The organism is Stenotrophomonas sp. YJH_SMC_138 (genome assembly GCF_059369855.1).
In genome coordinates this window covers 78,338-90,656 of the sequence record NZ_JCAFTB010000008.1, presented here as the reverse complement: position 1 = coordinate 90,656, position 12,319 = coordinate 78,338, and the positions used below count along the sequence as shown (strand labels likewise).

Here is a 12,319-nt window from a genome sequence, read left to right as displayed (position 1 = left end):
CCCATGAAATCGAACCCACCCCTGCTGGCGGCCGCGCTGCTCGGCAGCCTCGTCATCGCCTCGCCTGTGCTGGCCAATGAGCCACCCCCGACCGCCCCGTCCGACACGGCGACGGCTGCAGACGTTCCCGCCGCTGATGCCGGCGTTGTCGCCGCCGTGGCGGAGCTGCCTGCCTGGGAAAGCCGGGTGCCGGTGAGCGTAAAGCTGCAGATGGGCGCGGATGGCCAGCCAGTCGGCGACAAGACGCTGCGCCTGGTGCAGCGTTCCACCACCGGCAAGCTGGTGGCCGCGCAGGTTGCCGTGTCATTGTTTTCCGGCACGCTCGGCGGCAGCTCGTTCAAGAAGGACCAGCTGAAGGGAACCCGGGTGGAGACCGTTCCGAACCCGGCCCTCGGTTACCTGCAGGACCAGGTGCGCATGCGCCTGGCCGAGTACTTCACCGCGCATCCGGGCGCCGTGCCGGCAGAGGTACGGCCGGTGCAGATCACCGCCGATGGCTTCACCCTGATCTACAAGGAACTGGGCGATGCCGATACCCAGTACGAGCTGCGCCAGACCCAGCACGTCGGCTTCCCGTATACCCGCAAGCTGTTGCGCCTGGTCGGTGGCGAAGGCGTGCAGTGCCAGGTCGACGCACCGGTGGCCGCACCCCTGGAAGCCTGGCAGGCCGACGACTATGCGTTGGTCAAGCAGACGGCCGAGCGCTACAGCGACCAGTGCCTGGCCCGGTTCGTGGAAACGCTGCCGTCGCTGTTCCCGGACCGTCCCGCCGCTGCGGCACCGGTTCCGGCGGAGCCTGTGCGCGCCGGCCAGGGCGCCTGACACCGGTCGATGCCGGGGATCATTCCCCGGCATCGACGGCCAGGTGCCGGCCGCAGAGCGGGGATAGAATCCCTGCATGCCTGAACTGCCCGAAGTCGAAACCACCCGCCGCGGCCTGGCGCCGCACCTGCAGGGCCGCCGCGTGCATGGCGTGATCCTGCGCCGCGCCGACCTGCGCTGGCCGATTCCACCGGAAGTGGCCGAGCTGCTGCCGGGGCAGCGCATCGAGGACATCCGCCGCCGCGCCAAGTACCTGCTGCTGGATACCGCCATCGGCAGCGCGGTGCTGCACCTGGGCATGTCCGGCAGCCTGCGCGTGCTGCCGGGTGACACACCGCTGCGCGCCCACGACCATGTGGATATCAGTCTGGACAACGGCCGCCTGCTGCGCTTCAACGACCCGCGCCGATTCGGCAGCCTGCTCTGGCAGCCCGCCGGTGAGATCCACCCGCTGCTGCAGGGGCTGGGCCCGGAGCCACTGGACGAGGGATTCGACGGCGACTACCTGTTTGCGCGCAGCCGTGGCCGCAGTGCGCCGGTGAAGACCTTCCTGATGGACCAGGCGGTGGTGGTGGGCGTGGGCAACATCTACGCCGCCGAGAGCCTGTTCAAGGCCGGCATCAGTCCGCTGCGCGAGGCTGGGAAGATCTCGCGCGAACGCTACCAGCGGCTGGCCGACGCGGTGAAGGAGATCCTGGGCTATGCCATCACCCGTGGCGGCACGACCCTGCGCGATTTCATCAGCCCCGATGGCGCGCCGGGCTACTTCGAACAGGAACTGCTGGTGTACGGCCGTGACGGGCTGCCCTGCCCGAACTGTGGCCGCGCGCTGAAGCACGCCACCATCGGCCAGCGCGCCAGCGTCTGGTGCAGCCACTGCCAGCGCTGAGCCGGCAGCCAGCGGCAGCTGAACGGGCAGGGCGCGTCTCCGCTGCCCGTTAACGTTTGTCTGCCTATGATGGCCGACCTTCCTCCCTGTGCCTGACGCGCCTGCATGCAACGACGCGACTTCATCCGCAATGCCTCCCTCGCCCTGGCTGCATTCGGCCTGCCGTCCCTGCCCGCGTGCGCGGCCAGCAGGAGCGGCCAGATGGGCCTGCGCCGCCTCGGCCAGCCGCAACCGTTCGACTTCGCTACCCTGAAGGGCCAGGCGCGCGCGCTGGCGCAGGCGCCCTACAAGAGCCACAAGCGGGTGCTGCCGGGCCGTCTGGAAGGACTGGACTGGGACCAGTACCAGTCGATCGGCTACCGCCAGGACCATGCGCTGTGGGCCGACCAGCCCGGCAAGTTCCAGGCCAAGTTCTTCCACCTGGGCCTGTACTTCCATTCGCCGGTGCGCATGTTCGACGTGGTCGACGGCAAGGCGCAGGAACTGGCCTATGACGGCGCGGCGTTCAACTACGGCAAGAGCGGCATCAAGGATGGCGAGCTGCCGGCCGACCTCGGCTTCGCCGGCTTCCGCCTGAACACCCGCAAGGACACTGACCGCGACTTCGCCGCCTTCCTCGGCGCCAGCTACTTCCGCGCGGTAGGCAAGGAAGGCCAGTACGGCCAGTCCGCGCGCGGCCTGGCGATCGACACCGGGATGGGCAAGCCGGAGGAATTCCCGGATTTCATCGCCTACTACCTGGAACAGCCATCGGCTGATTCGGACACGATCGTGGTCTACGGCCTGCTGGATTCACCCAGCGTGGCTGGCGCCTATCGCTTCGCGATCACCAATGGCGACGTGCTGCTGATGGACATCGACAGCGCGCTGTACCCGCGCAAGCCGATCGAGCGGCTCGGCATCGCACCGTGCACCAGCATGTACCAAGTGGGCGAGAACGACCGCCGCATGGCATGGGACTGGCGCCCGGAGATCCACGATACCGATGGCCTGTCGCTGTGGACCGGCGCTGGCGAATGGATCTGGCGGCCGCTGCTGAACCCGCGCAACCTGCGCTTCAACATGTTCGTGGACCGCAACCCGCGCGGCTTCGGCCTGCTGCAGCGCGACCGCAATTTCGACCATTACCAGGACGACGGCGTGTTCTACGAGAAGCGCCCGTGCCTGTGGGTGGAGCCGAAGGGCGAATGGGGCGAGGGCTCGGTGCAGCTGGTGGAGATTCCCACCGTGGACGAGACGTTCGACAACATCGTGGCGTTCTGGAACCCGAAGGAAAAGCCGCAGCCGGGCCAGGAGCTGCTGGTCGGCTACCGCCTGTACTGGGGCGCCGAACCGCCGGCGCGCCCGCCGCTGGCGCACTGCGTAGCCAGCCGCACCGGCCTGGGCGGTGTGGTCGGCAAGAAGCGCGAGTACTTCAGCTGGCGCTTCGCGGTGGACTTCGAAGGGGGCGAGCTGGCCAGCCTGATCGACAAGGGTGAGGTCGAGGCGGTGGTGGAAGCCAGCCGTGGCCGGGTCGAGATCGTGTCGGCGCGCCCGCTGCGCGAGATCAACGGCTATCGCGCGATGTTCGACCTGGTGCCGCCGGAAGGCAGTACCGAGCAGATCGACATCCGCCTGTTCCTGCGCAGTGGTGGCAAGACGCTTACGGAAACCTGGCTGTACCAGTTCACCCCGCCGCCGGCGGGTGCGCCGGAGCGCACGCTGTACTAAGAGGGGTTGGGTTTGCAGGGCTTGCAGCCCTGCACCTGCAGAGGCCAGAGCAACAGCAACAGCCGAAGCAGAAGCTGGTTTCCTGAGGGTAGGCGGGGTGGGTCCGGCGGCGGGAGACGCCGTAAACCCTTCCCTGGGGGCTTGGTCGCGGCATCCATGCCGCGAACACTCCCGCCACCGGACCCACCCCGCCTTCGACAGATCGCCGCGATCTGTCGGAATTGCTCATGGGGTCAGATCCGTTTTACGAAGGAAAACGGATCTGACCCCGGAATTTCATTCGATATCTGACAGATGTGTCGACCAAGGTCGACACCTACCAACAGCCGCGGCCAACTGTCAGAGGTGGGGCGGTGTCGGAGTGCGGGGTGTCAGCCGCATGGATGCGGCTGCCAAGCTTACAGGGACGTACTTGCAGCGTCCCCGCAGTCCGACACCGCCCCGCCATCACACGCAATGCCAGCTCTTGCTGTTGCTGTTGCCGGCCAGCGGCCGGCACTACCGCGGGTGCAGGGCTGCAAGCCCTGCAAAAGAACACCCCTTACAGCGGCAGGGGCGCCTGCGCCGGATCGATCCGCCCTTCACCGCGGGTGATCTTCTTGAACTCGGCACGGCTGACCGACACGTAGCGGTCGTTGCCACCGATCTCCACCTGCGGGCCATCCTTCACCGCATGGCCATGTTCGTCCACGCGTACCGTCATCGTTGCCTTCTTGCCGCTGTGGCAGATGGTCTTGATTTCCTGCATCTCGTCGGCCCAGGCCAGCAGGTACTGGCTGCCCTCGAACAGCTCGCCGCGGAAGTCGGTACGCAACCCGTAGCACAGCACCGGAATTCGCAGCTGGTCGACTACCTCGCTGAGCTGCCAGACCTGGGCCCGGGTCAGGAACTGCGCCTCGTCCACCAGCACGCAGCCCATCGGGCCGTTGGCCGCCAGATCCTGCTCCACCCAGCGCTGCAGGTCGGTATCGCGGTCGAAGGCCATGCCATCGGCGCGCAGGCCGATCCGCGAGGCGACCACGCCGGCGCCGGCGCGGTCGTCCAGGCGCGGGGTCAGGATCGCCACCCGCATGCCGCGCTCGCGGTAGTTGTGTGCGCTCTGCAGCAGAGTGGTGGTCTTGCCGGCGTTCATCGCCGAATAGTAGAAGTAGAGCTTGGCCATCGGCCAATTCTAGTCGCCCCCCGGCCCGCCGTCGCGGATCTGCTGCGGTGCACCGATCTCGATGCTGGGCGCAAGCGCTGGCCGCCAGTAGTTGTCCTGCAGGCACCAGTAGTCGGCGGCCTTCCAGTAGTCGTTGTCGTAGACGATGTTGCCTGGCGTTGCGATGCCCTGCTCGTCGCCGCGGCGCTGCACGACGACCAGGGCCGAGCTCACGTAGCCGACGCGGCTGCCGGTGATCTGCCGGCGCCCGTCGCTGAGCGCCCGTTCCATGCGGGGCTTGGCTACGCGGTCGCCATAGTCGGCGTATACCTGTTGGCCGCGCTCGATCGCCTGTGCCTGCTGCAGCGGATCAAGGCGTGCCCAGTAGTGTTCCCGCAGGACCAGGAAGTCGTGGTACATGCGCTCGGCGGCCAGGTCCATCCAGATGTAGGCCATCACCGGGTCCGGCGCAGTGCCGATACCCTCCTGGTACAGCCTTGCCACCATTGCCTGGGAGAACTTGTCGGCGTAGCGTGCCGAGCGTTTGTAGTAGACCAGGGCCCTGGCGGGCTGTTTATCCTGTTCGGCCCGTTGGGCCATGCTTCGCCAGAAGAGGTCCGGGTGCGAATCGAAAAACCCTCCGGTCAGGACGGTGGGCGGAATCCGTCGCGGGGCCTCAACCGGACATTCCTTTGCGGCGACGGCAGCGGCCGTCGACAGAAGCAGCAACAGGCAGAGTGGAGCGTGTTTCGCCTTCATGATCGCCCTCCTGGCCATGGCCATGGAAAAACCAACGTCATCGCCCCGACTTCGCCAACGCCTCGTCCTGCCATTGCCGGTAGGCCACCGGATCCCAGTAACGAGCCAGTTGGTGCTTCTCCGGTTGCAGCACGCGCGGCCCGGCATCGCCGCGGCCCTGGCTGCGCATGGCGCCGCTCCAGCCGGCGCGGCTGCCGGTCTGCTGCATGCTGCCGGCGCGCAGTTCGCGTTCCAGCCGCGGTGTGGCGGCGGGGTCACCGAACTCGGCGTACAGCGCGCGGCCCTCGCGCACCGCGCGCTCGCGTTCGTCGGCGGACAGCGCCTCCCAGAAGCGTTCACGCTGCACCACCAGCCACTCGGTGCCGCGCTCGGCCGCCAGGTCCATCCACGCGTAGCCCAGGGCGCGGTCAGCCGGGCCGCCTTGCCCGTTCCAGAGCATGTCGGCCAGCGCTGCCTGTGACAGCTTGTCGCCGTAGCGCGCGGCATTGCGGAAGTCGATGCGGGCTTCTTCGTGGCGGCCCCGTTCGCGGGCCTGCATGCCGAGCCCACGGAAGCGCAGGTCCGGATGGTAGACGAGGAACTCGTGCGACTGCAGCACGATCGCTTCATAGGCATCCGTGCGCGGCGGCGGGCCGGACCCGGCCGCAGGCAGGGCCAGCAGGCCGAGCAGGGCGGCCGCAAGCGGACGGGCGATGACAGTCGGGGACATGGACCACGCTCCTGTGTTCCGGTGCCGATTCAATACCTTACGGGCGGGCGCCATGCAAGTCAGGTGGGCCTGCCGGCACCCCGCTACAATCCTGTCCCCATGCACGGTCTGAATCCTCCCCAAGCTGCCGCGGTCCTGCACGTCGAAGGCCCGTTGCTGGTGCTCGCCGGCGCCGGCAGCGGCAAGACGCGCGTGATCGTGGAGAAGATTGCCCATCTGATCGGCCGTGGCCGCTACCCGGCCCGCCGCATCGCCGCGATCACCTTCACCAACAAGTCGGCCAAGGAAATGCGCGAGCGCGTGGCCAAGCGCCTGCGCGAGCAGGACGCCGACGAGGTGACCATCTGTACCTTCCATGCGCTGGGCCTGAAGTTCCTGCAGATCGAACATGCCGCGGTGGGCCTGAAGCGCGGTTTCTCGATCTTCGATGCCGACGATGCCGCCGCGCAGATCAAGGACCTGATGTACGGCGCCAAGCCCGATGACATCGAGGACATGAAGAACCTGGTGTCGCGCGCGAAGAACGCTGGCCTGTCGCCCGAACAGGCGATGGCCGCCGCGCGCAGCAACCGCGAGAAGGAAGCGGCCAGCGTCTACGAGCGCTACCAGCTGCGGCTGACCGCGTTCAATGCGGTCGACTTCGACGACCTGATCCGCCTGCCGGTGCAGATCCTGGAAGAGAACCCGGAGATCGCGCTGGCCTGGCGCGAGCGCATCGGCTACCTGCTGGTGGACGAATGCCAGGACACCAACGACGCGCAGTACCGCCTGCTCAAGCAGCTGGCCGGCGAGAAGGGCAACTTCACCTGCGTCGGCGACGATGACCAGTCGATCTACGCCTGGCGCGGCGCCAATCCCGAAAACCTGCAGCAGATGGGGCGCGATTACCCCACGCTGGAAATCATCAAGCTGGAGCAGAACTACCGCTGCTCCAACCGCGTGCTGCGCGCCGCCAACGCGCTGATCGCCAACAATCCGCATGAGCACCTGAAGAAGCTGTGGAGCGACCAGGCCGACGGCGAACGCATCCGCGTGTGGGAATGCCGCAACAGCGAACATGAAGCGGAGAAGGTCGCCGCCGAGATCGCCTTCGTGGCGCAATCGCGCAACGTGCCGTGGAGTGACTTCTGCATCCTGTTCCGCGGCAACTTCCAGTCGCGCCCGCTGGAAAAGGCGATGCAGCTGCTGCGCATTCCCTATCACCTGACCGGCGGCACCATGTTCCTGGAGCGCCAGGAAGTGAAGGACACGCTGGCCTGGCTGCGCCTGCTGGTGAACCCGGACGACGACACCGCGTTCATGCGTGCGGTGCAGTCACCCAAGCGCGATGTCGGTGCCGGCACGCTGGCCAGGCTGGCCGAACTGGCGCAGGAGAAAGACATGCCGATGGCGCATGTGGCCGAAACCATCGGTGCCCTGCAGCAGCTCCCACCGCGCGCGGCCAACAGCCTGGCGCGCTTCACCGACATCCTGCGCGACCTGCGTGCACAGATGCGCCAGGTGACGTCCGGCGACATGATCCGCAAGGTGGCCAAGGAATCCGGGTTGCTGAGCGAGCTGCGCCAGCAGGCCAAGGAAGAGGCCAGCTACCAGCGCCGCGCAAACAACATCGAGGAACTGGCGCAGTGGTTCGAGGGCGGCCCGCGCGGTGCAACCGCCGCCGACCTGGCCGGCCAGCTGGCGCTGCTGTCGCGCAGCGACAAGGACGAGGGCGGCAACCAGGTGCGCATGATGACCCTGCACGCTTCCAAGGGCCTGGAATTCCCGTACGTGTTCATCGTCGGCTGCGAGGACGGCGTGCTGCCGCACCAGGTCAGCCTGGACGAGGGCAACCTGCAGGAAGAACGGCGCCTGCTGTACGTGGGCATTACCCGCGCCAAGATCCAGCTGTGGATGAGCTACAGCAAGCTGACGCGCAAGTTCGGCGAACATGTGCGGTTGAAGCCAAGCCGGTTCTTCGAGGAGATCCCGGCCGAGGAGATCCAGCGCGACGGTGCCGACCCGGTGGCCGATGCGGCGCGGAAGAAGGAGCGGGCGAGTGCCGGGTTGGCGGCGATCGAGGCGTTGTTCGATTGACCGGGGCCGGACCCCTTCCCGATGGGAAGGGATCCGATCCCAGCTCACGGCTCTACAATCGGTTTTCCATTGGAGGTCTGCGCGTGCATCCGATTGAAAGTGAACGCCTGCGCCTGCGTGCGATCGAACCTGATCGCGATGCGGTGCCGATGCTGGCGCTGTTGAACGATCCGGGTTTCCTGCGCTTCATCGGCGACCGTGATGTGCGCAGTGAGGCGCAGGCGCGGGAGTACATCGCGCTGCGGGTGCTGCACAGCTATGCGTTGAACGGGTTCGGCATGTATGCCATCGAGCGCTTGTCCGATGGTGCCTGGCTGGGCAACGCCGGGCTGGTGCGGCGTGATGGCCTGCCGGGGCCAGATATCGGCTATGCGGTGCTTTCGGAATTTGCCGGGCAGGGCTATGCCGGCGAGGCGGCGCGGGCAGTGTTCGCGCATGCACGCGGAGCGCTGGGCCTGCACGATCTGTATGGCATCACCGACCTGGACAACGTGGTGTCCGGAAAGATCCTGCTGGGCCTGGGCATGCAGGAACGCGGGGTGATCCAGCTGCCGGGCGTGGACAGCCCGAGCCGGCTGTATGCCACGCCGGGCGCGGCCGAGGTTTGATCATGGTGGGTGCCGACAGTTGGTCTGCACTGCATCGGCAGGACATCCGGTAGTGCCGGCCGCTGGCCGGCAACCCGGGATAGCACTGGGGTCAGAGCCCGCCTTGCGGGATCCGACCCCAGTAGATTGCTTCAGACGCGCAGTTCGGCCAGCTGTGCCTGCAGCTCGGCCACGGCCGCTTCCAGCTGGGCCACGCGCTCGGCCAGGCCCGGGTCGGCCGCATCGCTGCTGCCGCTGCTGCTGGCGTACTTCGCCGCCAGCGCCGCGCCATCCACCTCGCCGCACAGCAGGTGCATGTAGCGGTCTTCGCGCTGGCCACTGGCACGCGGCAGCACTACCAGCAGGGCACGCTGCTGCAGGCGCTCGATGGCATGGCGGGCTTCGTCGGTGTCGGCGAAGCGGTGCAGGCGCTCGCTGCGCGTGACCAGCTCGCCCAGCGTCTGTGGACCGCGCAGCAGCAGCAGCGCCAGCAGCACGGTCTGCTGCCGGGTCAGGTCCAGCGCGGCCTGCAGGCGGTGTTCGTAGCGATCGGCGCGCGAGGAGAAGTGCTGGCGGGCCAGGCCCAACGCCTCCAGCTGGCGCAGCGCGTGCTGCACGCTACCAGCGTCCACGTTCATCACCGGCTCGCGCGCGGTCTTCTGGTTGGCCGCCGATTGGGCGGCGTTGACCGTCAGCGGGTAGGTGTCCGGGGTGGTCGCCTCCTTCTCCACCAGGCAGCCCAGCAGGCGGGCCTGCACGGCGTCGAGCAGGGGGACGTCAGGGGTCTGGGCGGAATCGGTCATGGCGGCCTCCGGAAGGGCAACGGGTCAACCGCCAAGCATAGCCGTCCCGGGGCCGGCTTTGCCGGTAAAATGCGCCGGTATATCTGATTGCCGGTGAATCCATGCGTCGTCCCGTTTCCCTGTCCCTGACCCTGCTCGCCACTGCGGCGCTGGGCCTGTCCGCCTGCAAGCGCGTGGAGGCGCCCGCCGCCGAAGCCGCGGCCCCGCAGGCGCCCGCTGCCGCCGCCAAGGCCGACGGCGCGCTCGATGCCACCGCCAACGACAACCTCAACGCAGTGCTGTGGATGCAGCGCGCGCAGGAGTACAGGGCGATCACCGAGCAGACCTACCGCGCCGCCGCCGACCACCTGGATGCGGCGTTGAAGGAAGCCCACTGGGATGCGCTGGTGCCGGAAGAGCGCGGCAACGACGCCAAGGGCCTGAAGCCGGCCGTGGTGCTGGACGTGGACGAGACCGTGCTGGACAACTCGCCCTACCAGGCGCGCCTGGTGCGCGACGGCAAGGAATACGACGAACTGACCTGGGACCAGTGGGTAGCCGAAAAGAAGGCCAAGGCGATCCCGGGCGTGGTCGACTTCGCCAAGGCCGCCAATGCCAAGGGCGTGACCCTGCTCTACATCTCCAACCGCGCCGTGCACCTGAAGGACGCGACCCTGGCCAACCTGCGCGAGCAGGGCCTGCCGGTGGCCGACGACAGCGTGTTCCTTGGCCTGGGCACGGTGGTGCCGGGCTGCGAGCAGGCCGGCAGCGAGAAGAACTGCCGCCGCCGCCTGGCAGGGCAGAAGTACCGCGTGCTGATGCAGTTCGGCGACCAGCTGGGTGACTTCGTCGAAGTGACCGCCAACACCAACGACGGCCGTGACGCGCTGCTGCAGCAGTACCACGACTGGTTCGGCGAGCGCTGGTGGATGCTGCCGAACCCGACCTACGGCGGCTTCGAGCCGGCGCAGTTCAACAACGACTACAGCCAGTCGCGCCAGGCCCGCCACGACGCCAAGCGCGCCGCCCTGGACTACGCCCCGTGAGCCGCGCACCGCTGCCGTTGCGCGCCGATGAGCGCCTGATCTTCGCGCTGGACGTACCTGATCGCGTGCAGGCACTGGACTGGGTCGATCGCCTTGGTGACAGCGTGGCGTTCTACAAGATCGGCATGGAACTGCTCGCCTCCGGCGAGTACTTCCACGTGCTGGACGAGCTGGCCCGCCGCGACAAGCGCGTGTTCGTCGACCTGAAGTTCTTCGACATCCCGGCGACCGCTGCAGCGGTGATCAAGCGCCTGTCGCAGTGGCCGGTCAGCTACGCCACCATCCATGGCTGGCACCCGGCGATGATGGAGGCCTGCGCGGCCGCCAACAGCAGCGACATGCGCCTGCTGGCGGTGACCGTGCTGACCTCGATGGGGCGCGCCGATCTGGCGCAGATGGGCGTCGACCGCGAGCCGGTGGACGTGGTGGTCGAACGCGCGTTGGCCGCCCAGGCAGCGGGCGTCGATGGCGTGATCGCCTCGGGCCAGGAGGCTGCACCGATCCGTGCCGCGACCGGTAGCGGGTTCTCGATCGTCTGTCCGGGCATCCGTCCCGGTGGTCCGGTCGGCGATGACCAGAAGCGCACCGTTGGCGTGGCCCAGGCCTTCGCCGATGGCGCCGACGCCATCGTGGTCGGACGCCCGATCCGCCTGGCGGCTGATCCGCAGGCCGCTGCGCGGGCAATCCAGCAGGAAATCGCGTCGGCTCTGGCTGCACGCTGAGCCCACCGCTGACGCCGGTCACGCCGGCACCACGAACGCCATTCCGATCCATGCGGGATGGCGTTCGCAATTGTTGGCCTGCGACTGTCGCAGGCAGCGCATTGCACCGAAACTGTGCGCGCGTTCGCGCTGCAGGCTTCATCCCTGCTTCCCAATCGATGCACCGGCACGGACCGCGGCCGCGCCGGTTCCAACCATTGATAGAGGAGTACAGGGATATGTATCGCAGCACCTCTTTGTTCATCGGCCTGTTGTTGGCCGCGTCCGCCGTACCCGCCTTCGCTGCGCCACAGGTGCGCGAAGCACCGCGCATCATCGGCGGTGAAGCAGCGCCGGCTGGCGAGTACCCGTTCATGGTCAGCATCCAGGGCATCTTCGACGGCGATTCGGATCATGACCGCCACTTCTGCGGGGGCACCCTCATCTCGCCTTCGTGGGTGCTGACCGCCGCGCACTGCATGCAGGGGGAAGCGCCGGGCGGCATCGCCATCGTCGGCAACGCGGCGGCCCTGTCGACCGAAGCCTCGCCCCGCGCCTCCAACGTCAAGGCGATCCACGTCCATCCGGCATTCAACAGCGGCAACTCGCTGGAGCACGACGTGGCCCTGATCCAGCTCAACGCCCCCCTGGACGGTGCACAGCCGGTGGCGCTGCGGCTGCGGCCCGACGCCAGTTATCTCAAGCCGGGCCGCGAATTCACCGTGATCGGCTGGGGCGACACCGACATCGGCGATGGCCGGGTCTACCCGACCCAGCTGCAGACCGTGCAGGTGCCGTTCGTGGCATTCGATGAATGCCAGCAGGCCTACGGCGGGGAACTGTCGCGCGGCAAGGTGATCTGCGCCGGCCGCGAGGGCATCGACAGCTGCCAGGGGGACTCCGGCGGGCCGCTGCTGCTGCGCCTGCGTGAGGGCTGGACCCAGTTCGGCATCGTCAGCTGGGGCGAGGGCTGCGCGCTGGCCGGCTATCCGGGGATTTATGCCCGAATCGCCGAAAAACACGCCGTAGATTTCATTGAATCCGTCTGGCAGCACGATTGATTCAATAAAATCAAATACATACATGGCATTACGTGA

12 protein-coding genes are annotated in these 12,319 nt (G+C 67.7%); 8 read left to right on the top strand and 4 right to left on the bottom strand.

What is annotated here, in order from left to right; all coding sequences use genetic code 11:
• Positions 1 to 3: 3 nt before the first annotated feature.
• The 3 genes from AC5P7I_RS16435 (at position 4) to AC5P7I_RS16425 (ending at position 3,421) form a co-directional block, all read left to right on the top strand.
• Positions 4 to 822 carry a hypothetical protein gene (locus tag AC5P7I_RS16435; protein ID WP_164077258.1) on the top strand — a complete coding sequence of 273 codons (819 nt, stop codon included), beginning with the start codon at positions 4 to 6 and terminating at the stop codon, positions 820 to 822.
• A 76-nt stretch (positions 823 to 898) separates the two neighbouring features.
• Complete coding sequence (mutM, locus tag AC5P7I_RS16430) at positions 899 to 1,711, top strand: bifunctional DNA-formamidopyrimidine glycosylase/DNA-(apurinic or apyrimidinic site) lyase (protein WP_014645439.1); 813 nt, start codon at positions 899 to 901, stop codon at positions 1,709 to 1,711.
• Positions 1,712 to 1,816: 105 nt separating this feature from the next.
• Positions 1,817 to 3,421 carry a glucan biosynthesis protein gene (locus AC5P7I_RS16425; RefSeq protein WP_164077257.1) on the top strand — a complete coding sequence of 535 codons (1,605 nt, stop codon included), beginning with the start codon at positions 1,817 to 1,819 and terminating at the stop codon, positions 3,419 to 3,421.
• A gap of 541 nt (positions 3,422 to 3,962) precedes the next feature.
• Here AC5P7I_RS16425 and AC5P7I_RS16420 read toward each other — a convergent pair.
• The 3 genes from AC5P7I_RS16420 to AC5P7I_RS16410 are packed head-to-tail and all read right to left on the bottom strand — an operon-like array spanning position 3,963 to position 6,030.
• Positions 3,963 to 4,583, bottom strand: coding sequence for a thymidine kinase (locus tag AC5P7I_RS16420; RefSeq protein ID WP_014645441.1), 621 nt, complete (start codon positions 4,581 to 4,583; stop codon positions 3,963 to 3,965).
• 9 nt (positions 4,584 to 4,592) lie between these two features.
• Positions 4,593 to 5,321, bottom strand: a complete 729-nt coding sequence (locus AC5P7I_RS16415; protein WP_032962363.1) for an SEL1-like repeat protein — start codon at positions 5,319 to 5,321, stop codon at positions 4,593 to 4,595.
• Between the two features lie 37 nt (positions 5,322 to 5,358).
• Positions 5,359 to 6,030, bottom strand: a complete 672-nt coding sequence (locus AC5P7I_RS16410) for an SEL1-like repeat protein (RefSeq protein WP_014645443.1) — start codon at positions 6,028 to 6,030, stop codon at positions 5,359 to 5,361.
• A gap of 99 nt (positions 6,031 to 6,129) precedes the next feature.
• On the opposite strand from AC5P7I_RS16410, the gene AC5P7I_RS16405 reads away from it, so the two are divergent.
• Positions 6,130 to 8,106 carry a UvrD-helicase domain-containing protein gene (locus tag AC5P7I_RS16405; protein WP_495222169.1) on the top strand — a complete coding sequence of 659 codons (1,977 nt, stop codon included), beginning with the start codon at positions 6,130 to 6,132 and terminating at the stop codon, positions 8,104 to 8,106.
• Positions 8,107 to 8,189: 83 nt separating this feature from the next.
• On the top strand, positions 8,190 to 8,714 hold the full coding sequence (locus AC5P7I_RS16400) for a GNAT family N-acetyltransferase (protein WP_032962369.1): 525 nt from the start codon (positions 8,190 to 8,192) through the stop codon (positions 8,712 to 8,714).
• Positions 8,715 to 8,845: 131 nt separating this feature from the next.
• On the opposite strand, the gene AC5P7I_RS16395 is transcribed toward AC5P7I_RS16400, so the two are convergent.
• Complete coding sequence (locus AC5P7I_RS16395; RefSeq protein ID WP_046427683.1) at positions 8,846 to 9,496, bottom strand: YceH family protein; 651 nt, start codon at positions 9,494 to 9,496, stop codon at positions 8,846 to 8,848.
• A gap of 101 nt (positions 9,497 to 9,597) precedes the next feature.
• Between AC5P7I_RS16395 and AC5P7I_RS16390 the strand changes: the two genes are divergently transcribed.
• From AC5P7I_RS16390 to AC5P7I_RS16380, 3 genes are all read left to right on the top strand, one after another.
• Entirely contained in the window at positions 9,598 to 10,521 is a 924-nt protein-coding gene (locus AC5P7I_RS16390) for a 5'-nucleotidase, lipoprotein e(P4) family (protein ID WP_032962372.1), read from the top strand.
• Positions 10,518 to 11,243, top strand: a complete 726-nt coding sequence (pyrF, locus tag AC5P7I_RS16385) for an orotidine-5'-phosphate decarboxylase (RefSeq protein WP_164077855.1) — start codon at positions 10,518 to 10,520, stop codon at positions 11,241 to 11,243. The genes AC5P7I_RS16390 and pyrF overlap by 4 nt, the downstream gene beginning before the upstream one ends.
• 218 nt (positions 11,244 to 11,461) lie before the next feature.
• The gene (locus AC5P7I_RS16380) at positions 11,462 to 12,283 is read left to right on the top strand and encodes a trypsin-like serine protease (protein ID WP_164077854.1); all 822 of its coding nucleotides are present in this window, start codon (positions 11,462 to 11,464) and stop codon (positions 12,281 to 12,283) included.
• Positions 12,284 to 12,319 lie beyond the last annotated feature (36 nt).

Excerpts from the sequence above, each read along its gene's own strand:
- AC5P7I_RS16415 (WP_032962363.1), bottom strand. The coding sequence starts at position 5,321 with ATGAAGGCGAAACACGCTCCACTCTGCCTGTTGCTGCTTCTGTCGACG.
- AC5P7I_RS16410 (WP_014645443.1), bottom strand. The coding sequence starts at position 6,030 with ATGTCCCCGACTGTCATCGCCCGTCCGCTTGCGGCCGCCCTGCTCGGC.
- AC5P7I_RS16405 (WP_495222169.1), top strand. The coding sequence starts at position 6,130 with ATGCACGGTCTGAATCCTCCCCAAGCTGCCGCGGTCCTGCACGTCGAA.
- AC5P7I_RS16420 (WP_014645441.1), bottom strand. The coding sequence starts at position 4,583 with ATGGCCAAGCTCTACTTCTACTATTCGGCGATGAACGCCGGCAAGACC.
- AC5P7I_RS16395 (WP_046427683.1), bottom strand. The coding sequence starts at position 9,496 with ATGACCGATTCCGCCCAGACCCCTGACGTCCCCCTGCTCGACGCCGTG.
- AC5P7I_RS16390 (WP_032962372.1), top strand. The coding sequence starts at position 9,598 with ATGCGTCGTCCCGTTTCCCTGTCCCTGACCCTGCTCGCCACTGCGGCG.
- AC5P7I_RS16380 (WP_164077854.1), top strand. The coding sequence starts at position 11,462 with ATGTATCGCAGCACCTCTTTGTTCATCGGCCTGTTGTTGGCCGCGTCC.
- AC5P7I_RS16435 (WP_164077258.1), top strand. The coding sequence starts at position 4 with ATGAAATCGAACCCACCCCTGCTGGCGGCCGCGCTGCTCGGCAGCCTC.
- AC5P7I_RS16425 (WP_164077257.1), top strand. The coding sequence starts at position 1,817 with ATGCAACGACGCGACTTCATCCGCAATGCCTCCCTCGCCCTGGCTGCA.
- mutM (WP_014645439.1), top strand. The coding sequence starts at position 899 with ATGCCTGAACTGCCCGAAGTCGAAACCACCCGCCGCGGCCTGGCGCCG.